Origin of the sequence: Kribbella sp. NBC_01484 (genome assembly GCF_036227145.1) — a bacterium.
Classification (GTDB): Bacteria; Actinomycetota; Actinomycetes; order Propionibacteriales; family Kribbellaceae; genus Kribbella.
In genome coordinates this window covers 6058889-6080047 of the sequence record NZ_CP109437.1, presented here as the reverse complement: position 1 = coordinate 6080047, position 21159 = coordinate 6058889, and the positions used below count along the sequence as shown (strand labels likewise).

Here is a 21159-nt window from a genome sequence, read left to right as displayed (position 1 = left end):
TTACCCAGCGACGACCTCTGCTCCCAGCACTGTCCGAGCCTCGTCGGTCACAGTGTTCCGCTCCGGATCCGATGGCAGGCAGAGGACGTGCTCGGCAGCCCGGCGGTAAGCCTCGGCGAAGGCCTGGTCCGCGGGTACGTCGACGTCCGGAGTCACGCCGGTTCCTTCCCAGTTGGTCCTGGAGACCGGGTTCATCGCACGCTGCACCGAGATCGTCGCCTCGAGCTGCTCGTGCAGCTTGAACCCACGCCGTGGATGCGCGCCGCCACCCGTCCGCTCGCCGACGATCACGGCTCGCCCGAGCTGCTGCAGGTTGTACGACAGTTCCTCCGCGCCGGAGAACGTCACCGAACTGGTCAGCACCCAGATCGGCTTGGAGCCGCCGAACCGCGGACCCGGCACGTACGGCGACGTCCAGAACTGCCGCGTGGTCCCGTCGGCCGGCGTGACCAGATCGTTGAGATGGACCGCGTCGTCGGCATCGACCAGATGACTGCAGACGAAGGCGACCTGGTCGGGTGACCCGCCCAGGCAGCGACGCAGGTCGAGGAGCAGCGCGTCGGTCGACGCGAGCAGGGTCATCGCGGCGGTCACGGCCGGGCCGGCGTGGGTAGGGGCGTACAGCAACGGCCGGATCTCCAGGAGCCCGATGTTGCCGTCCAGGCGTTCGACCCGCGCCATCCCACCGGCGTCGAGAGCGGCCCGGCGGCGCCAGTGGGCCTCCTCGGCGATCGGGTCGGCCTCGTCCGGCAGCCCGTCGCGGTGGAACCTCAGCCGCAGATGCTTGTCGTGGTTGCCGATCTGCAGGTCGTCGGTGACCCGCTCGGCCAGCCGCTCGGGCTCCCGGAGCTCGTCGTACCGGCCGTCGGCGGTGGCGGCGGCGAGCCGGTCGGCCACCTCCTGACCGGTCTCGGGGAAGACGTAGTGCTCGGCGACTAGCGCGCCCAGCCGGCCGACGACGGCGCGGATCTCTTCGGTCTGCATGGGCAGGAGTGAAGCATGCGGCTTGACAAAGCGTCAAGAGATATTGACGCTTGATTCATGAGCGAGATCTCCGACCGGCTGGAGGTGTCGACGGCCGCGCAGTTCAAGGCGCTCGGGCACCCGCTGCGGCACCGCCTGCTGTTCGCGCTCGGGCAGGAGGCGGCCACGATCAGCCAGTTGGCCGTCGCGCTCGGCACGGCGAAAGGCAACGTCGCCCATCACCTGGGCGTGCTGCGCGAGGCCGGCATGGTGCACGTGGCCGAGACCCGGCAGGTGCGCGGCGGGACCGAGCAGTACTACCGGCGATCGGCGCGGAAGTTCGACTTCGTCGGTGAGGGCGCGCGGGCGAACAACACGGTCGTCCTGCAGGCGATCGCGGCCGAGCTCGAAACCGACGACGCCGACCCGCTGGTGCTGTTGCGGAACGTCCGGCTGACCGCGGACCAAGCCGCGGAACTGGCCGCGACGCTGGAGCGGATGGTCGATGAACTCACCGACGCCGGCCCCGGCGAGTCCCGGTACGGTGTCGTCGTCTCGGTCTACCGCCCGCATCAGCCCCAGCCATCCGCCGGGACCTGACGCAGGGAATCGGGGGGCGAGACAGGTTATTCCTTGTCTCAGACCACCAGGACCTGTCCACGGCCCCCGCTTGTCGCCGTACGCCGACGTCGCGCGAGGCGGGACCTGGAGACGGGTGGCCGGACCTGGTGGCCGGTTATTTGAGGAAGTCCGGGATGTCGAGGTCTTCTTCGGGGTCCGGCTTGCGGGCCGGGCGGGTCGGGGTGGGCTGGGACGAACCGTTGCCTGACGTCGACCCGGCGCCCGAGCCCGGCGTCGCGCCCGAGGTGCTGGGGCCGTGGGTCGGCCAGGAGTGCTGGGTCCCCGGCGCGGTCGGAGAGGCCGGGGTGTGCGGCGCCGACTGCGGCGACTGCTGCCCCGACTGGACCGTGCGGACCGGATCGCCGGGCTGCGGGCGGGCCGAGTTGGTCGTGCCCGCGCCCGGACGACCCTCGGTCGGAGCCGGCACCGGGACGGTGTCGTCGGTTTGTGCCGGCGGGTTCGTGAACTGACCCGCCTGCCCGTTCGAGGAGCCCTGGCCGGCAGTGGACTGACCGGCACCCGGCTGACCAGCAGCCTCACCAGCGCCCGGCTGTCCACCGGCGAACTGGCCACCCGTCGACTGCCCACCATCTGCGGTCCCGGCGCCCGGCTGGCTCGCCGGGGGCTGACCGGCCTGCTGGCCGGCCGGAGCCGATGGGTTGTTCGTGCCCGACATCGGCGCCGAGTAGCTCTGCGACTCCGACGACGGCCGAGAGGTCTGCGGGCGGGCGGTGCTCATCGCCTGCTCGCGCCGCTTCGGCATCCCGCCGTCGAACCCGGCCGCGATCACGGTGACCCGCACCTCGTCGCCGAGGGCGTCGTCGATGACCGCGCCGAAGATGATGTTCGCGTCGGAGTGCGCGGACTCCGAGACCAGCTGGGCCGCCTCGTTGATCTCGAACAGCCCCAGGTCGGAGCCGCCGGCGATCGACAGCAGCACGCCGTGCGCACCCTCGATGCTTGCCTCGAGCAACGGCGAGGAGATGGCCGCCTCGGCCGCCGCGACCGCGCGGTCCTCGCCGCGGGACGAGCCGATGCCCATCAGCGCGGAGCCGGCGTTCGACATGACCGCCTTGACGTCGGCGAAGTCCACGTTGATCAGGCCGGGCGTGGTGATCAGGTCGGTGATGCCGGAGACGCCTTGCAGCAGCACCTGGTCGGCCTGCTTGAACGCGTCCAGCACGGACACAGCGCGGTCGGAGATGGTCAGCAGCCGGTCGTTCGGGATGACGATCAGGGTGTCGACTTCTTCACGGAGGGCGGCGATACCGTCCTCTGCCTGGGTCGCACGCCGTTTGCCCTCGAACGAGAACGGCCGGGTCACCACACCGATCGTCAGCGCACCGAGCGAGCGCGCGATGCGGGAGACCACCGGCGCGCCACCGGTACCGGTGCCGCCACCCTCGCCCGCGGTGACGAAGACCATGTCGGCGCCCTTGAGCGCCTCCTCGATCTCCTCCGCGTGGTCCTCGGCGGCCTTCTGCCCGATCGCCGGGTTCGCGCCCGCGCCGAGGCCCCGGGTCTCCTCCCGGCCGATGTCGAGCTTGACGTCCGCGTCGCTCATCAACAGCGCTTGCGCGTCGGTGTTGATGGCGATGAACTCAACGCCCTTCAGACCGTGCTCGATCATCCGGTTGACGGCGTTCACGCCGCCTCCGCCGATGCCGACGACCTTGATGAGTGCCAGGTAGTTCTGCGGTGCCGCCACGTCCGCGCCTCTCGCCTCGTTCTGTTCCCGTTGTGGCCGGTTGGCCCCTGTTCCAGCGAAAAGTTCCAGCGAAAAGACTGAACCTCAAGTGGATGCTTAGACTTATGTCAACTTTAGATTACGACGCACGCTACGGGACGGCTTCGGGCAATGTCCACGCGCCTCGCCGGGCGCCCCGTGATGTGCTCTGTGATGTGATCCGTCATCGCTTTTCCCCTTTGGTGACAGGGAGATCGGGCGCCGAGACGTCGTACACCTTGGCCTTGCGTTTCATCAGCACGCTGAGTACCTCGGCCTTTCGCTCGCTGTCATCGGAACTGCCCCAAACGACCTTCACCCCGGAGGCGAGGTTGAGAGTGATCGAGTCCGGCGACAGCGCCGAGATCGACCCGACCTGGGCCCGCAACGTGTCCGGCAGTGCCGCCGAAACCGTCACCAGCGAACGGATCGTGACGTCGCGCCGGGTGCCGGTCACCTTCGCCTCCGGCAGTCCGGCCGGCCGGTCCGGCACCGTCTTGAACGTCGTTCCGGTCGCGTCGACCAGTTCGAACCGCGAGCCGTCGGTGACCACGACCACCGGCACCCGTTCGGTGACGACGATCACGATCTTGTTCGGCCAGGCGCGGGTCACCTGCGCGTCCTCGACCGCCGGGATCGTCCGCACCCGGTCCGCGATCGACCGCAGGTCGACCTGCGCCAGCGGTGTGCCGATCGGTGCCGCCGCCGCCTGCTCGATCGTTGCCACCGGCACCGTGTCCGCACCGCTCACCCGGACTCCGGCGACCGCGAACGCGGACGAGTAGTAGAACAACCAGACGATCAGCGCGGCCAGGACGAGCAGAGCTCCGCCGATCGCCCACGGCAACCAGCTACGCCAGCGCACCAGCCGTTGCCGGCGCGCGAACCGCTGTTGTGCCCGAGCCAGATCAACGCTCTGGCTCATCCAGTCAACCTCACCCTTTTACTCCACCACAGGAGCGAGGACCTCGGCCGCAGACTCGCGGGCGGCAGCGCGTTCGGCCAGCAAACCAACGACTTCCGGTCCGATCAGGGTCACGTCGCCCGCGCCCAGCGTCACCACCAGGTCACCTGGCTCGGCGAGATCCGCGACCAGCTGAGGTACGGCGGACCACGACGGCTCGAACCGCACCTGATCCGGCTTCAGCGGCACATGGTTCGCGATCAGGGCGCCGGTGACACCGGGCTCCGGGTCCTCACGGGCGGCGAAGACGTCCATCACGACGACCTCGTCGGCCAGCGCGAGCGCCTCGGAGAACTCCGTGGCGAAGATCCTGGTCCGGCTGAACAGGTGCGGCTGGAAGCACGCGACCACGCGCCCCTCCCCGGCCACCTGCCGGGCCGCGGTCAGGTCGACGGCGAGCTCGGTCGGGTGGTGGGCGTACGAGTCGAACACCCGCACGCCGTCCTCCAGTCCCTTGAACTCGAACCGCCGGCCGGTGCCTGTGAACGACTCCAGCCCCTCGGCCAGGTCGGCCGCGGAGAACCCGAGCCCGAGACCGACCGTCAACGCGGCCGACGCGTTCAGCGCGTTGTGCTTGCCCGCCTGCTGCAACTGCACCATCGGCAGTCTCCGCCCGCGGTACACCGGCACGAACGACTGCGTCGCCCCGGTCGCAGTGATCTCGGTGACCCGCAGATCCGCGTCCTCGGACTCGCCGTACGTCCGTACGTCGATGCCGCGCGCGCCGGCGAAATCGGCCAGCCTCCGCGCGCCGGCGTCGTCGTAACAGATCACCATGAAACCGCCCGGGAGGACCCGGTCGCAGAACTGCTCGAAGGCGAGCCGGTAGCTGGCCTCGTCGCCGTAGTTGTCCAGGTGGTCCGGCTCGACCGATGTGACGATCGACACCTCGGGCGTGTAGGTCAGGAACGACTTGTCCGACTCGTCCGCCTCGGCGACGAACAGGTCACCGGTGCCGTCGTGGGCGTTCGAGCCCGACTCGTTCAGGTTGCCGCCGATCGCGTACGACGGATCGGCCGCGCAGTGCTGCAGCGCCACGGTCAGCATCGACGTCGTGGTCGTCTTGCCGTGTGTGCCGGCGACCGCGAGGGTCCGGCGGCCGACCATCACCGAGGCGAGTGCCGCGGCCCGCGGCAGGATCGGGATCCCGGCGGCCCGGGCGGCGATCACCTCGGGGTTGGTCTCGCGGATCGCGGTCGACACCACCACGGTGTCGGCGTCGGCGACGTGCTCGGCGGCGTGACCGACCCAGCAGGTGGCGCCGAGCGCCCGCAGCGCGGCCAGCACCTTGCCGTCCTTGGCGTCGGAGCCGGACACCTCGATGCCGCGGGACGCCATGATCCGCGCGATACCGGACATCCCGGCGCCGCCGATACCGACGAAGTGGACCTTGCCCAGCTTCTCCGCGGGCAGCGTCGTGTCAGGAGCGGTGACGATCACGAAGCAGACCTCACCACATCCAGGATGATCCGCGCCAATCGCTCGTCGGCATCCGTACGGATCAGGCCTTTCGCCGCTGTGGACATGGCTGTCAGACGCGCCGAGTCGTGCAGAAGTTGCGGAACGGTGGCACGAACCCAGTCCGGCGACACCGTCGCGTTGTCCACCAGCAGGCCGCCGCCCGCATCCACCACAGGCTTGGCGTTCAGCGCTTGCTCACCGTTACCGTGCGGAAGCGGAACGTAGATTGCGGGCAGACCGACGCCGGACACCTCGGTGACCGTGTTCGCGCCCGAGCGGCAGACCGCGAGATCCGCGGCCGCGTAGGCCAGGTCCATCCGGTCGATGTACGACAGAACGGCGTACGGAAGGGGTCCGGTCTGCGGGACCTCGAGCGTGTTCTTCGGGCCGATCGCGTGCAGGACCTGGATGCCGGCCGCCTGCAGGTCCGCGGCGGCACCGGCGAACGCCTCGTTCAGCCGCTGCGCACCCTGTGAGCCGCCCGTCACGAACAGCGTGGGCGCATCCGGGTCCAGCCCGAAGAACCGCCGCGCCTCGGCCCGCAGCGCGGCCCGGTCCAGCGTGGAGATCGCGCGCCGGATGGGCAGGCCGACGTACTCGGCGTGCGGCAAATCGGTGCCGGGGAACGACGTCTTGACGTGCTGCGTGCAGTAGCGGGCGGCGAACTTGTTCGCGATCCCCGGTACGGCGTTGCCCTCGTGCACCACGATCGGCGTCTTCCGCCGCCAGGCCGCGACGTACGCGGGGGTGGAGACGTAGCCGCCGAAGCCGACCAGGACGTCGGCCTTCGCCTCGTCCAGCGCCTTGCGGGCCGCACCGACCGAGGCCAGCATCTTCCCCGGTACGGCGAGCAGCGCGGGCGTGGGCCGGCGCGGCAGCGGCACCGGCGGAATCAGCTCGAGCCGGTAGCCGGCCTCCGGGACCACGCGGGTCTCGAGTCCACGCTCGGTGCCGAGCGCGAGGATCTCGATGGTCGGATCGAGCCGCCGCAACGCGTCCGCGGTGGCGATCAGGGGTGAGGTGTGGCCGGCGCTTCCGCCTCCGGCCAGGACGATGCTGGGCACAGCTTTCAACGCTCCCGCGTGTTCTCTCGTCAATGCGTGCGCGACGGCAGCCACCCGAACCGCGGCCGCCTGGTCTCCTTCAGGGCAGCCTGCGCGCCGGGCTCGGCCTTCGCGAAGGACAGCAGCATGCCGATCGCGATCAGCGTCGGCAGCAGTGCGGAACCACCGTACGACAATAGCGGGAGCGGGATACCCACGATGGGTAGGAGTCCGATCACGGCGCCCAGATTGACCAGAGTCTGCGCCATGATCCAGATGGTGATCCCGGCCGCTGCGTAGCGGACGAACGGCTCGGTGTTCCGGGTCGCGATCCGCACCCCGGCGTAGGCCAGCGTGAGGAACAGGGCGAGTACGGTGAGCGACCCGACCAGGCCGAGCTCCTCACCGATCACGGAGAAGATGAAGTCGGTGTGCGCCTCCGGCAGGTTGCCCCACTTCTGCCGGCTGTTGCCGATCCCGACGCCCCACCAGCCACCCGTCGACAGCGCGTAGAACGAGTGGTACGCCTGCCACCCGACCGCGGTCGGGTCGGCGAACGGGTCGAGGAAGGAGGTGACCCGCTCCATCCGGTACTTCTCCGCGTTGACGAAGTACATCGCGACCGCGCCGACCACTGCGATCGTGGCGACGAACAACCGCGTCGGTGCGCCGACGATCCAGATCATGCCGATCATCACGGCCATCAGGACGAGCGCCGTACCGAGGTCGTGCTGGCCGACGACCAGTGCGATCACCAGACCGCAGACCGGGACCATCGGGACCAGCAAGTGCTTCCACTGGGTGAGCAGCTTCTCCTTGCGCGCGTACAAGTCCGCGCACCACATCACCAGCGCCAGCTTGGCGAACTCACTCGGCTGGATCTGCAGCGGTCCACCGAGGTTCAGCCAGTTGGTGTTGCCGTTCACGCCGACGCCGAGACCGGGGATGTAGGTCAGCACGAGCAGGAAGATCGAGCCGAGCAGGGCGACGTACGAGAGCATGCGGAAGTGCCGCGGCGTCATCCGGGAGGCGACGTACGCCATCGGCAGGCCGACGCCGACCCAGATCAGCTGGCGGATGAAGATCGTGTAGCTGTTCCCGTTCGTGCGCAGCGACAGCACGCTGGACGCCGACAGCACCATCAGCAGCCCGAGCACCAGCAACAGGCCGGTGGCGCCGAGCAGGATGTGGTACGACGTCAGCGGCCGGTCCAGCACGTCCTTGATGGCCGCCAGCCAGGGCCGCTCGTCGCTCTTCTTCTGATCCGGCTGATCAGCGATCGATGTCACTCGATCACCCCCGGATCAGTTGTCGCCCAGCCGACGTACGGCTTCGGCGAAGGCGTCCCCGCGGGCTCCGTAGTTGGCGAACATGTCCCAGGATGCGCAGCCGGGCGCGAGCAGCACGGTGTCACCCGCCTGTGCGAGCTTCGCCGCCTCCCCCACCACGATCTCCATGGCTCCAGTGTCGGTTGCCTCGATCATGATCCTCGGGACATCCGGTGCGTGTCGCTCGAGAGCTTCCGCGATCACGGCCTGGTCCTGACCGAGCAGTACGACGGCACGCAAACGTTCCCGGGCCGCGATCACCAGCTCGTCGAACGTCGCGCCCTTGGCCTGACCACCGGCGATCCACACGACGTGCTCGTACGCGAGCAGCGACGCCTGGGCGGCATGCGGGTTGGTCGCCTTCGAGTCGTCGACATAGTTGACCCCGGCAACGTCCGCGACGTGCGCGATCCGGTGCTTGTCCGGCCTGAACCCACGCAGCCCGTCCCGGACCGCCGTCGCCGGTACGCCGAACGCCCGGGCCAGCGCGGCCGCGGCCAGCGCGTTCGCCACGTTGTGCGGCGCGGGCGGAGTGACGTCGTCGATCGTGGCCAGCTCCAGCGCCGACGTCGCTCGCTGCTCGACGAACGCGCGGTCAACCAGCAAGTCGTCGACCAGGCCGACCATCGACAGTCCCGGCGTACCGAGGGTGAAGCCGATCGCGCGGCAGCCCTCGATCACGTCCGCGTCCATCACCAGCTGCTCGGTGGCCGGGTCGGCGGCGTTGTACACGCACGCGACCTGGCAGTTCTCGTAGATCCGCCCCTTGTCCTTGGCGTAGGCGTCCATCGAGCCGTGCCAGTCGACATGGTCCGGCGCGAGATTCAGTACGGCGGCCGAGTGCGCGGACATGGAGTGTGTGAAGTGCAACTGGTAGCTGGACAGCTCGACCGCGATCACGTCGTACGGCTCGGGGTCCATCACGGCCTCGAGCAGCGGCAATCCGACGTTGCCCGCAGCAACGGCTCGGTGACCCGCGGCGGTCAGCATCGCGGTCAGCATCTGCACGGTCGTGGTCTTGCCATTGGTGCCGGTGAGGCACAACCAGGGCGCGGCGTTCGCCGGGTCGCGCAGCCGCCAGGCCAGCTCGATCTCACTCCAGATCGGCACCTCCCGCTCGGCCGCCTGAGCGAGCAGCGGCGCGTGCGGCGGTACGCCAGGCGACGTCACGACGACATCGACTTCCTTGGGGAGTTCCGCCGTACTGCCGGGACCGAGGGTGACCTTGGCGCCGAGGACCTCCAGGATCTGCGCCTTCTCGCGCAAGCCTTCGTTGTCCCGGTCGTCGAGTACGGCGACGTGCTCAGCGCCGGCCTGGAGCAGCGAGTCGGCACACGCGTAGCCCGCTGTGCCGAAGCCCAGAACGACGAACCGGGTCGTCGCCCAGCCGTCATCGATGCGTGTTCGCAGTGTCACGGGGCCTCCCGCCCTGGACTGAGGAGCGCAGGGAGCGAAGCGACTGAAGCGACGAGGGAAGGGCGGGAGCCAAGGCCCCGTGACCCGCCGTGCCGGAGGCGCGGCAATTCAACACAGCTCATGAGGCCACCCACTCCGCGTAGAAGATCCCGAGACCGATCACCACGCACAGGCCCTGGATGATCCAGAACCGGATCACCACGTTCACCTGCTCCCAGCCGAGCATCTCGAAGTGGTGCTGCAACGGCGCCATCCGGAAGATCCGTTTGCCGACACCGGTGGTTCGCTTGGTGACCTTGAAGTAGCTGACCTGCAGGATCACCGAGGCGGTGATGATGACGAACAGACCGCCGAGCAGCAGCACCAGCAACTCGGTCCGGGTCATCACCGCCATGCCGGCCAGCGCGCCACCCAGCGACAGCGAACCCGTGTCACCCATGAAGATCTTCGCGGGCGAGGCGTTCCACCACAGGAAGCCGAACAGCGCACCGGTCAACGCGGCGGCGACAACGGCGAGGTCATGCGGATCCCGGACCTCGTAACACTTCGCGCCGACGCCCTGCGCGGTCGCGCAGCTCTGGTTGAACTGCCAGATGCAGATCAGCGTGTAGGCGCCAAACACCATCATCGAGGCGCCGGTGGCCAGACCGTCCAGACCGTCGGCGAGGTTGACGCCGTTCGACATCCCGGCGATCAGCAGCAGGATCCAGATCACCACGAGGATCACCGGCAGCTCCAGCCAGCCGATGTCGCGGATGAACGAGATGAACGGCGATGCCGGCCGCTGGCCGCGCTCGTCCGGGAACTGCAGCGCGAGGACCGCGAACACCACCGCGACCATCGTCTGACCGGCCAGTTTCGCCTTGCTGCGCAGGCCGAGGCTGCGCTGCCGGAAGATCTTGATGAAGTCGTCCAGGAAGCCGACCGCGCCCATCCCGGCGAACAGGAACAGCACCAGCAGCGCCGAGGCGGTCGGCGGGGTCATCGTGAACAGCTTCGCGGCGAAGTACCCGATGATGGTGGCGAGGATGAAGACCGTGCCGCCCATGGTCGGCGTACCGCGTTTGGTGTGGTGAGAAGTCGGGCCGTCGTCGCGGATCTCCTGGCCGTAGCCGCGCCGGGCCAGGAGAGTGATCGCCCAGCGCGTGCCGAGCAGTGTCAGCACCATCGATACGGCGCCGCCGAACAGGATCGAGATCACTGCGCGTCCTCCCCGATCAGCGCGTCCGCGAGACTGCGGAGCTTCGACCCCTTCGAGGACTTCACCAGTACGACGTCACCCGCGCGCAGCTCGGATCGCAGCAGCTCGAGCGCTTCCGGGATGCTGTCGACGTAGGCCGACTCGTTGCCCCAGGAGCCTTCCAGCGAGGCACCGAGATGAATGGGTTTCGCCCCCGCTCCGACCACGAGCAGCCGGTTCACGTCGAGTCGCACCACCAGCCGCCCGATCGCGTCGTGCTCGTCCGCCGACGCGTCGCCCAACTCGAGCATCTCGCCGAGCACCGCCCAGGTCCGCGCCCCGCGCGAGCGGCCGATCGCGACCAATGCCTTCAGTGCGGCGCGGGTCGAGTCCGGGTTGGCGTTGAAGGCGTCGTTGATAATCGTCACGCCGTCCGGGCGCTCGGTCAGCTCCATCCGTGCCGCGGACACCCGCGTGGCGGCGTTGAGGCCGTCCGCGAGTTGCTCGGGGGTCATACCGACCGCCGACCCGACGGCAACGGCGGCCAGCGCGTTCGACACGTGGTGCTCGCCGATGAACTGCAGCTGGATGTCGCCGCTGAAGTCACCGATGCGCAGGGTGAACGCGGGCTGTCCCTCGGCGTCGAGCTTCACGCCCTCCGCCCGGATGTCGGCCTCGGGTGCCTCGCCGAAGGTCAGCACCCGTTCCCGCGTCCGGCTTCGCATCGCGGCGACGCGATGGTCATCGGCGTTGAGCACCGCGGTGCCGCCGGCGGTCACGGCCTCGATCATTTCGCCCTTGGCGACGGCGATGTTGTCCTGGGACCCGAACTCGCCGATGTGTGAGGTACCGACGTTCAGCACCAGCCCGATCTTCGGCGGCGTGATCCCGGCCAGGTAGGTGATGTCGCCCTGGTGCCGCGCGCCCATCTCGGCGACGAGGTACTTCGTCCGCTCCGTCGCCTGCAGCGCGGTGAGCGGGTGCCCGATCTCGTTGTTGAACGAACCCTCCGGCACCACGGTCTCGCCGTGCGAGCGGATCAGCTGCCCGATCAGATCCTTGGTGCTGGTCTTCCCCGACGAGCCGGTCAGCGCGATGACGGTCAGGTCGGGAAGGCGGCTGACCACCAGGCGGGCCAGCGCTCCGAGCGCGGCCTGCGGGTCGGCGACGACGATGCAGGGACTGCCCTCGACCGGCCGGGCCGTCAGTGACGCCGTGACGCCTGCGGCGGTCGCCGTACCGACGTAGTCGTGCCCGTCGACGTTCTCGCCCGGCAGGGCGACGAACAGCCCACCGGGGCCGGCGGCTCGCGAGTCGATCACCACCGCGCCGTCCACGACGTCCGACGGGGCGACGACCCCCGCGAGCTCGCCGTTCACAGCGTCGGCGATCTCGCCGCAACTGACAGGGATCACCGGTCTGCCTCCAACAGCTCACGCACGGTTTCGCGGTCGTCGAACGGGTGGATCACACCGCCGACGTCCTGGCCTGTCTCATGGCCCTTGCCCAGTACGACGACCGTGTCGCCCGGCCCGGCCAGCGCGATCGCGCTCGCGATGGCCTGCCGGCGGTCGCCGATCTCGTGCAGGTCTACGCCGGGGACCGCCGCGCGGGCGCCGGCCAGCGCGGCTGCGCGGATCGCCGCCGGGTCCTCGCTGCGCGGGTTGTCGTCGGTGACGATCACGACGTCCGCGGTCCGCGCCGCCGCGGCACCCATCGCCGGGCGCTTGCCGGGATCACGGTCGCCGCCGCAGCCCACGATCGCGAACAGCCGGCCCTTCGTCGCACTCCGCGCGGCCTGGAGCGCCAGCTCGACCGCGTCCGGCGTATGCGCGTAGTCGACGATGACCGCCAGGCCGTCCTCGCGGGTGAACGCCTCCATCCGCCCCGGGACGGTCGCGGTCCGCAGCCCGGCCGCGATCGCCTCGGCGGGTACGTCGAGTTGCCGCAGCATCACGGTCGCGAGCAGCGCGTTCGCCACATTGAAGTCCCCGGGCAGCGCGATCTCGACCGTCAGCGCCTCGTGCGGCCCCTGGATGTCGAGCACAGTGGTGCCGTGCTCCGACTGATGCCGGCCGGCCACCGTCCAGTCGGCGTCGCCCTTGGTGGAGACGGTAACGACAGGTACGACGGTCTGCGCGGCGAGCCGGCGCCCGTACTCGTCATCGATCGTCACCACGGCCACATCACACCGCTCCGGGGTGAACAGCGAGGCCTTCGCCGCGAAGTACTCCTCGAACGTGCGGTGGAAGTCCAGATGATCCTGCGTCAGGTTGGTGAACCCCGCGACCGCGAAGCGAGCCCCGTCGACCCGGCCCATCGCCAGCGCGTGGCTCGACACCTCCATCGCACACCACGCGACCGCCTGCTCCCGCATCACGGCGAACAGCGCCTGCAGGTCGGTGGCCTCCGGAGTGGTCCGGACGCTCTTCACCACCTCGTCGCCGATCCGGGTCTGGATCGTCCCGATCAACGCTGTCCGGCCGAGCTCACGCAATACGGCGTCCAAGAGGAAGCTGGTCGTGGTCTTGCCGTTGGTCCCGGTCACTCCGAGCAGGCGCAGCTCACTGGTCGGCTCCCCGTAGATCCGCGCCGCGACCGCACCGAGCACGTCCCGCGGCCTGGCGACCACGAGCACCGGGAGACCGGTTGCCGCGGCCCGCTCCTCGCCGGTCGGGTCCGTGAGTACGGCGCCAGCGCCGGACTGCCGCGCTTTCGCGACGAACTCCGCACCATGCGTGACGGCTCCTGGCAGAGCGGCGTACAGGTCGCCGGGAAGTACGGACCGGGAGTCGAGCGTGACGCCGGTGACGTCGGCAGCCGGACCGGCCGGGACCGCTGCTCCGGCGATCCGGGCGACGTCGGCAAGGCTGACCGGCACGACATGTCGTGGCCTGATCGCTGCGACGGCGCCGCCTGCGGCGGTAGGGGTGGACACGGGCCCTGAGGCTACCGCTCCGGACCCTGTGACTCCTACCTGACCCTGCGTCACCAGGTGACGGGAACGTCGGGCTGCTTCGCCCCCGACGGCGGGACGACGTACTTCTGCAGCGCGTAGCTCATCACGTCTCGGAACACCGGTCCTCCTTGGAAGCCACCACCCCGAGCACCCAGGGGATCGTGCAGTACGACGTACGTAACGAACCGTGGGTTGTCGGCGGGAGCGAATCCGGCGAAAGACGTCGCCCATTTGCCGTACTTGCCGGTCTTCGGGTCGACCTGCTGCGCCGTCCCGGTCTTGCCGGCCACCAGGTAGCCGTCGATCGCCGCCTGCGGCGCGGTGCCCTTCTTCGCGGTCACCGCCTCCATCATCGTGGCGACCTCCTTGGCGGCCTTCTCGCTCACCACTCGGTGCGGCGCCGGCGTCTGGTTCGGTACGACGGTGCCGTTCGCGTCGATGTAGTTGCGGACCAGCTTCGGCGGGACGTAGACGCCCCCGTTGGCGACCGCGTTCACAGCGGCGGTCATCTGGACCGCGTTCACCGACAGGCCCTGACCGAACGCGACGTTCGACCGGGTCAGCTCGGGCCACTCGTCGCCCGACTTCATCAGGCCGTTGCTCTCGCCGGGGAAGTTCAGCCCGGTCGGCTCGCCGAAGCCGAAGTCGTGCAGGTACTTCACGAACTGCGGGATCCGCATCTGCTGCGCGGCCATGATCGTGCCGACGTTCGACGACTTCGCGACCACGCCGGCGATGGTCAGGTTGAGCGGGCCGTGGTCCCAGTGGTCCTTGATCGTCCGCCGCTGCACCTCGATGCTGCCGGGAACCCGGAGCTTGGTGTTCAGGTCGATCAGCCCGGCGTCGGCGAGGGCGGCCATCGTGACCACCTTCTGCACGCTGCCGGGCTCGTAGGTGCGCTCCAGCGCGGGGTTGTTCAGGTCGGCCGACTTGTACTTCCCGTTCGGGTCGAAGGACGGGTAGTTGGCCATCGCCAGGATCTCGCCGGACTTCACGTCCATCGTGATCACCGTGCCGGAGGTGGCGTGGTACTGCTCGACCGCCTGCTGGATCCGCTTCTCCGCGAAGAACTGAAGGTCCGTGTCCAGGGTTAGCTGCACGCTGACGCCGGGCTTCGGCTCCTCGACCGTGTGATTCGCGTTCGGGATCTTGTTGCCCCGGGTGTCGACCTCGTACATCGCCCTGCCGTCATGGCCGGACAGCTTGTCGTTCAGGCCGTACTCGAGCCCGGACAGGCCCTTGCCGTCAGCGCCGACGACGCCGACCACGGTCGCGGCGACGCTGCCGTTGGGGTGGCTGCGGATCGGGTCGTCCTCGGTGTAGAGGCCGGCCAGCAGTGGAGCCTGCTGCTCCTTGGCCTTGCCCTTGTTCTGCTCGGCGATGCCGGCGTTCCTGGTCTTGATCTCGGCCTGGATGGCCGTCCAGCTCTGCGGGCTGACCTGGTGCGCGAGGTAGGCGAATTGGCCGGCCCCGGTCATCGCGGCGACGAGCTTGGCGTACGTCGTGCCCGTCAGCTTCGGCGCCAGGATCGCGGCGAGCTGCTCGGCCACGGGCTTCGTCTGGCTCGGGTCCGCGGTGATCGCGACCGCGTCCTCGGACACGGCCAGCTGGACACCGCTGCGGTCCTCGATCGTGCCGCGGGACGCGTGCAGGGGAAAGTCCCGGGTGTTCTCCCGCGCGGCTGCGGCCGCGTAGCTGTCCGGGTCCACGCCCTGCAACAACACCAGCCGCCCGGCGAACAGCGACAGCACGAACGCCATCACCCCGAACGTCATCCGCAACCGCAACCCCGGCCGCCCCAGCTTCAGCACCCGCGGCGGCTTCCTGACCTTCCGCGGCTGCGGAGGCCGCCTGCTCTGCGGCCGCTTCCGCGGCGGGCTCTTCTTGGCCGCAGCCTTCTTCGCCGCAGCCTTCTTGGCAGGCGCTCTCCCGGCTCCGTCAGGAGCAGGGCGAGGCGCCGGCCGGTCGCCGGCCGCCTTCGGCGCCTGCTTGCCCCCCGCGCGCTTGCGCGGCGCAGCCGCGCGCCCCGCACCATCAGGCGCAGGGCGCTTCCGCCCACTCGAGGCCCTTCCTTCCCCGCCCGCGGCCGGGCGGCGCGGAGCGGCACCCTCCTGCTCCTCGCGGGCCTGGCGGAGGAGTCTTTCCCGGGTGGATTCGGGACGCTGGGGGGTGGTTCGGGTGCTGTCTGTAGTGGCGGACGGACGGGACGGAGCCTTGCGGGCCGGGTTGCCCCGGCCCGGTTGAGTGCCGCGCTTGCGCGGCGGCTCGCTGCCCCGTCGGTCCGTCATCCGATCATCCCCCGGTGGTCGTGGTGCCCTGCGCTCCCGTCGTACCGGCGCGCGGCTTGTTCGTCGTGGCGGGCGGCTTGTTTCCCGTCGCCGTACCTGTCCGTGCTGTCGTCGTCCCCGGCTTCACCGTGCCCGGCTTCACCGTGCCCGCCGGCGGCTTGACCACGGGCGGCTTGACGACCGGCGGTTTGGCGGGTGGCTTCGCGACCGGCGGCTTCACGGGCGGCTTGGTCGCGGTGCCCGTCGGCGTCCCCGGACCGAACATCGACGTACCCGTGCCGGCCTTTCCTTCCGCCGGCACCCCGAGCACCCGCCCGTCGGACAGCCGCAGGAAGACCGGGTTCGGGTTCGGCACCATGCCCATCCGCAGCGCCCGGTCGGCCAGGTTCTGCGGCGACTCGAGCGTCCGGACCTGCTTCTCCAGACCTTCCTGCTGATCGCGCAGCTGGTCGGCCTGGCTGTTCAGCCGGGTGATCTCGAACGTCCCGCTCTGCAACTCCGTGTTCAGCAGCAGCAGGCCGACCAGGCCGGCCGCCAGCAGCGACACCACGAAGATGACGAACGGCATCCGCGGCGGCCGGAACGGCGCGCCATAGACCACCCGCAGCTTCGGCTCCGAGCGCTTGGCCGGAGCGGCCGGCGTGACCCGCGCCTTCTGCGGGCTGAAGACAGTACTCATCAGGCCACCATCCCCTTCTCCCGGATGCGTTCAGCCGCCCGCACTCGAGCGGAGGCAGCCCGCGGGTTCGCCGCGACCTCCTCTTCGGTCGGTCGTTCGGCCCCGCGGGTCAATAGCTTCAGATACGGCTCGTGCCCGGCCGGAATCACCGGCAGGTCGTCCGGCACGTCGCTCTTCGTCGCGGCCGCGAACGTCTGCTTGGTGATCCGGTCCTCGAGCGACTGGTAGCTCATCACCACGATCCGGCCGTGCAGCGCCAGCGCCGCGAGCGCGGCCGGCAGGGCTCGCCGAAGGACCTCGAGCTCGCCGTTCACCTCGATCCGCAGCGCCTGGAACGTCCGCTTCGCCGGGTGTCCGCCAGTACGACGGGCCGCCTGCGGGATCGCGTTGCGGACCAGCTCCGAAAGTCGCGCGCTGGTGGTGAACGGCTCGGTCTCGCGCTCCCGCACGATCCGGTCCGCGATCCGCCGGGCGAACTTCTCCTCGCCGTACTGGAACAGGATCCGGGCCAGGTCGGCCGCGCTGTAGGTGTTGACGATGTCGGCCGCCGTGGTCGGGCCGGTGCTGTCCATCCGCATGTCCAGCGGCGCGTCCTGCGCGTAGGCGAAGCCGCGCTCGGCCTCGTCCAGCTGCATCGACGAGACGCCGAGGTCGAACAGGACCCCGTCGATCGCCGGCACGTCGAGGTCGGACAGTACGCGCGGGAGTTCGTCGTACACCGCGTGGACGAGGGTGATCCGCTCCTGGTACGGCGTCAGCCGGTCACCGGCCAGCCGCAGCGCGGCCGGGTCGCGGTCGAGCCCGATCAGCCGGGCGTCCGGGAACTGCCGCAGGAAGGCTTCGGAGTGACCGCCGAGACCGAGGGTCGCGTCGACGAGGACGGCACCGGGATGCGCGAGTGCCGGCGCCAGGAGCGCGACCACGCGCTCCAGCATCACCGGCACATGCCGCTCCGCAGCGTCCATCCTCGACCCTTCCGTCGCCGCGGGAGCGACCCTGCCCCCGCAGGTTCTGTGGTGTTGCGGTGCCGATCAGTGGTGAGCCGTGCGGAGACGACTCCGTCCGGTCAGATCGCGGGTTCGCCTTCCGGGGAAGTACCTCGGGGTCTTGGCGCCGGGGAAGTGGCGCCAACACATGAGGTCGGAAGTCGGACCCGTGATCTCACCGGACGGCCGGTGTGCTCGCGATGCCGCTTGCCCACTGTTCAGCTTCAGAAGATGCCGGGCAGTACCTCCTCGGAGAGGTCGGCGAATGCCTGCTCCTGCTCCGCGGAGTACCTGTTCCAGTTCTCCGTGTTCCAGATCTCCACCCTGTTCATCGCCCCGATGACGACGCAGTCACGATCCAGTCCCGCGTAATCGCGCAGCATCGGCGGAATGGTGACCCGGCCCTGCTTGTCCGGCACCTCGTTGGAGGCCCCGGCGAACAGCATCCGCAGATAGTCCCGCGCACCCTTGTTGGTGATCGGCGCCTGCTTCAACTGTTCGGTCAGCTGAACGAACTCGCGCTCCGGCCACACGGACAGCGACCGCTCCTGTCCACGCGTGATCACCAGGCCGTCAGCCAGTTCGTCCCGGAACTTCGCCGGCAGGAACAGCCGTCCTTTGTCGTCGAGCTTGGGGAAGTGCGTTCCGAGGAACACGCTCCACCTCCCCGTTGCGGACTCTCCGTCTCAGGCGAGCTGTTTCCACCACTTGGGTCCCACTGCGCTCCACCTTACTCCACTTTGCACCACCGTCAACCAACTTCCGCCCCAATCGCTCCCCGTGCCGCCTGATTCCGGCGCGACTCCACCGCGTGTCGCTGCCGCCTCGATCGCCCAGATCCACGCTCAGCCCCTCCACTTCACTCCCCACCCCGCTCCCCTCCACTCCCCTCCACTCGCTCCCCTCCACTCCGCTCCCCGGCCGACCTTGGGCACGCACCAACCAGATTCCGGTGGTCAGAATGGTTGGTGGATGCTCAAAGTGGGGGTCGGGCGCCGGGGTGGGTGAACTCTTGGGGGGTGCGGGCCGTGAACCTTGCAGGCGTTCGGTACGTCGTACGCCCCACGCACTGCTTTCTCCGCCCGTACGCTTGGAGGGACGCCAAATCTCGAAACCAGAGACCGACCCGCCGTGAGGGCGTGTGCCGATGAACACCGAAACGCCAGGTAACGAAACCCCCGCTGCTCTAGGCCCGACCCCTACAGCGGGTGAGAATGTGTCGGCCGTCAATGAATGGAGAGGACTCAGGGTGAGCACCACCGCGACCAGCTCGGCGTTGGCAGGAGCCGGGGATTTCGACGAGCTGTCCGAGGTGGCGGGACGTGTCCGCCGGGCGATGGAGCAGGTGATCGAGGGCAAGCCCGACGTGGTCGAGGTCGCCATCACCGTGCTGCTCGCCGAGGGACACCTGCTGATCGAGGACGTGCCTGGCGTCGGCAAGACGATGCTGGCCAAGGCGCTGGCCAAGTCGATCGACTGCACCGTGCGCCGGATCCAGTTCACGCCGGACCTGCTCCCGTCGGACATCACCGGCGTCTCGGTCTTCAACCAGGAAATCCGCGACTTCGAGTTCAAGCCGGGCGCGGTGTTCGCGAACATCGTGGTCGGTGACGAGATCAACCGCGCCTCGCCGAAGACCCAGGCCGCGCTGCTGGAGTCGATGGAGGAGCGCCAGGTCACCGTCGACACCACGACGTACCAGCTCGAGGCGCCGTTCATGGTCATCGCGACCCAGAACCCGATCGAGATGGAAGGCACCTACCCGCTGCCCGAGGCGCAGCGCGACCGCTTCATGGCCCGCGTCTCGATGGGCTACCCGGAGCCGGCCGCGGAGCTGCGGATGCTCGACGGGCACGCGGCCGACGATCCGCTGCTCACGCTGCAGCCCGTCACCGACGGTCAGCAGATCCTGCGCCTGGTGAAGACAGTGCAGTCGGTGCACGTGTCGGAGTCGGTCAAGGAGTACGCGATCGCCCTCGTGGGTGCGACCCGCCGGTCGCAGGAGCTCCGGCTCGGGGCCAGCCCACGGTCGACGCTGCACCTGATCCGGGCCGCGCGCGCGGCCGCGGCGCTCGATGCCCGGGAGTTCGTCCTGCCGGACGACATCCAGGAGCTCGCGGTGCCGGTGCTGGCGCACCGGGTCCTTCCAGCGGCTGAGGCGCATCTCGGTGGGCGCGGTGCAGCCGACATCATCTCCGGGCTGGTGGCCACCGTGCCGCTGCCCCGCACGCGTCGGGACTGAGACATGCGGCAGGCACTGCGCGGACTGACCACCAGGGGGCGGGCATTCCTCGCTGCCGGTATCACCGCTTCGCTGTGCGCGCTCCTGCTCGGGCAGAAGGACCTGTTGCGGGTCGGCGTCCTGCTGGTCGCCCTGCCGGTCGTGGCGGCGCTCGTCGTCGGCCGGACCAGGCTCCGCCTGCAGGTACGGCGCAGCCTCGCGCCGGACCAGGTCCCGGTAGGGACGCAGGCGACGGTCGAGCTTGCGCTGAGCAACCAAGGCCGGATGCCCGCCGGTCTGCTGCTGCTCGAGGACCGCATTCCTTATGTCCTGGGCCACCGGCCACGGTTCGTGGTGGACCGCGTCAGCCCGAACTGGCGTCGTACCGTCACGTACCCGGTCAAGTCCGACGTCCGTGGGCTGTTCCAGGTCGGGCCGCTGATGCTGACCGTGGCCGACCCCTTCGGGCTGGTCGAGACCAGCCGGACGTTCACCCGCAGCCAGCACCTGCTGGTCACGCCGCGGGTCTACCGACTGCCCGAGATCCGGCTGGGCGCCGACCGGGCCGGTTCGGGCGAGAACCGGCCGCGGGCGATCGCGTCGGCCGGTGAGGAGGATGCGACCGTCCGCGAGTACCGCGACGGCGACGACCTGCGCCGGGTGCACTGGCGATCGACGGCCCGCCGCGGCGAGCTGATGGTCCGGCGCGAGGAGCAGCCCTGGCAGAGCCGGTGCACGATGTTCCTGGACGCGCGGACGATCTCGCACCACGGGCACGGACCGTCGTCCAGCCTCGAGTGGGCGGTCAGCGCGGCCGCCTCGATCGGCACCGACCGGATCCGCCGCGGCTACGTCACCACCATGCTCGGTGGGCCGACGACCCTGGCGGCGATCGCCCGTCGCACGTCGGCCGCCGTCCATCAGCCGTTGACCGCGCAGCAGTTGCTGACCGAGTGCGCGACCGTCGAGGAACACCGGTACGCCGAGGTCGGTCCGCTGCTGACCGTCGACCGCCACGCGCAGGAGCCCAGCCTGGTGATCGCGATCGTCGGCGCGTGCAGCTCCGACGACGTCGTCGCCCTGAACCGGTGGCGGACCAGCCAGGCGACCGGGGTCGCGCTGCTGCTGGACGCGGCCAGCTGGGCGGTCGGCGCCGAGGCGACGGAGAAGGCGGCCCGCCTGAGCGCGGCCACCGCCGCCACCGAGAACGAACTGCGCCGGAACGGCTGGCGGGTCGTCAAGGTCCAGCGCGGAGATCACCTACCCACCGTGTGGTCCACCCTCGGACTGCGGAGCGGAAGGATCGCATGACTCTACTTGTGGC

The 21159-nt window shown here is 69.7% G+C and carries 16 protein-coding genes and 1 pseudogene; 3 read left to right on the top strand and 14 right to left on the bottom strand.

Annotated elements, in window-relative coordinates:
- Positions 1–984, bottom strand: coding sequence for a S41 family peptidase (locus OG555_RS29665; RefSeq protein ID WP_329475843.1), 984 nt, complete (start codon positions 982–984; stop codon positions 1–3).
- A 57-nt stretch (positions 985–1041) separates the two neighbouring features.
- Between OG555_RS29665 and OG555_RS29660 the strand changes: the two genes are divergently transcribed.
- Positions 1042–1563, top strand: a complete 522-nt coding sequence (locus OG555_RS29660; RefSeq protein ID WP_329475842.1) for an ArsR/SmtB family transcription factor — start codon at positions 1042–1044, stop codon at positions 1561–1563.
- Between the two features lie 709 nt (positions 1564–2272).
- On the opposite strand, the pseudogene ftsZ reads toward OG555_RS29660, so the two are convergent.
- The 13 genes and pseudogenes from ftsZ to mraZ form a co-directional block, all read right to left on the bottom strand.
- A pseudogene (gene ftsZ / locus OG555_RS29655) lies at positions 2273–3292 on the bottom strand (cell division protein FtsZ); the annotation flags it as partial.
- A 202-nt stretch (positions 3293–3494) separates the two neighbouring features.
- Positions 3495–4235, bottom strand: coding sequence for a cell division protein FtsQ/DivIB (locus tag OG555_RS29650; protein ID WP_329475841.1), 741 nt, complete (start codon positions 4233–4235; stop codon positions 3495–3497).
- Positions 4236–4253: 18 nt separating this feature from the next.
- Positions 4254–5714 (bottom strand): UDP-N-acetylmuramate--L-alanine ligase, encoded by a 1461-nt coding sequence (murC, locus tag OG555_RS29645; RefSeq protein ID WP_329475840.1) that lies wholly within the window; start codon positions 5712–5714, stop codon positions 4254–4256.
- Positions 5711–6799, bottom strand: coding sequence for an undecaprenyldiphospho-muramoylpentapeptide beta-N-acetylglucosaminyltransferase (gene murG / locus OG555_RS29640; protein ID WP_328521784.1), 1089 nt, complete (start codon positions 6797–6799; stop codon positions 5711–5713). The genes murC and murG overlap by 4 nt, the downstream gene beginning before the upstream one ends.
- Positions 6800–6828: 29 nt before the next feature.
- Entirely contained in the window at positions 6829–8067 is a 1239-nt protein-coding gene (gene ftsW / locus OG555_RS29635; RefSeq protein WP_329475839.1) for a putative lipid II flippase FtsW, read from the bottom strand.
- Between the two features lie 15 nt (positions 8068–8082).
- On the bottom strand, positions 8083–9522 hold the full coding sequence (murD, locus tag OG555_RS29630; RefSeq protein ID WP_329475838.1) for a UDP-N-acetylmuramoyl-L-alanine--D-glutamate ligase: 1440 nt from the start codon (positions 9520–9522) through the stop codon (positions 8083–8085).
- 118 nt (positions 9523–9640) lie between these two features.
- Complete coding sequence (gene mraY / locus OG555_RS29625; protein ID WP_405072231.1) at positions 9641–10690, bottom strand: phospho-N-acetylmuramoyl-pentapeptide-transferase; 1050 nt, start codon at positions 10688–10690, stop codon at positions 9641–9643.
- Positions 10691–10719: 29 nt separating this feature from the next.
- A complete protein-coding gene (locus OG555_RS29620; RefSeq protein WP_329475836.1) occupies positions 10720–12117 on the bottom strand; it encodes a UDP-N-acetylmuramoyl-tripeptide--D-alanyl-D-alanine ligase in 1398 nt (465 codons plus the stop codon).
- Positions 12114–13640 (bottom strand): UDP-N-acetylmuramoyl-L-alanyl-D-glutamate--2,6-diaminopimelate ligase, encoded by a 1527-nt coding sequence (locus OG555_RS29615; protein WP_329475835.1) that lies wholly within the window; start codon positions 13638–13640, stop codon positions 12114–12116. The genes OG555_RS29620 and OG555_RS29615 overlap by 4 nt, the downstream gene beginning before the upstream one ends.
- 50 nt (positions 13641–13690) lie before the next feature.
- Positions 13691–15472, bottom strand: coding sequence for a peptidoglycan D,D-transpeptidase FtsI family protein (locus OG555_RS29610; RefSeq protein WP_329475834.1), 1782 nt, complete (start codon positions 15470–15472; stop codon positions 13691–13693).
- 481 nt (positions 15473–15953) lie between these two features.
- The gene (locus OG555_RS29605; RefSeq protein WP_329475833.1) at positions 15954–16628 is read right to left on the bottom strand and encodes a hypothetical protein; all 675 of its coding nucleotides are present in this window, start codon (positions 16626–16628) and stop codon (positions 15954–15956) included.
- A complete protein-coding gene (gene rsmH, locus OG555_RS29600) occupies positions 16628–17593 on the bottom strand; it encodes a 16S rRNA (cytosine(1402)-N(4))-methyltransferase RsmH (RefSeq protein ID WP_329475832.1) in 966 nt (321 codons plus the stop codon). Before rsmH ends, OG555_RS29605 begins: the two co-directional genes overlap by 1 nt.
- Positions 17594–17838: 245 nt before the next feature.
- Positions 17839–18270, bottom strand: a complete 432-nt coding sequence (mraZ, locus tag OG555_RS29595) for a division/cell wall cluster transcriptional repressor MraZ (RefSeq protein ID WP_132144096.1) — start codon at positions 18268–18270, stop codon at positions 17839–17841.
- Between the two features lie 647 nt (positions 18271–18917).
- Between mraZ and OG555_RS29590 the strand changes: the two genes are divergently transcribed.
- Positions 18918–19856 carry an AAA family ATPase gene (locus OG555_RS29590; protein WP_442914542.1) on the top strand — a complete coding sequence of 313 codons (939 nt, stop codon included), beginning with the start codon at positions 18918–18920 and terminating at the stop codon, positions 19854–19856.
- Between the two features lie 3 nt (positions 19857–19859).
- Positions 19860–21146, top strand: coding sequence for a DUF58 domain-containing protein (locus OG555_RS29585; RefSeq protein ID WP_329475831.1), 1287 nt, complete (start codon positions 19860–19862; stop codon positions 21144–21146).
- Positions 21147–21159 lie beyond the last annotated feature (13 nt).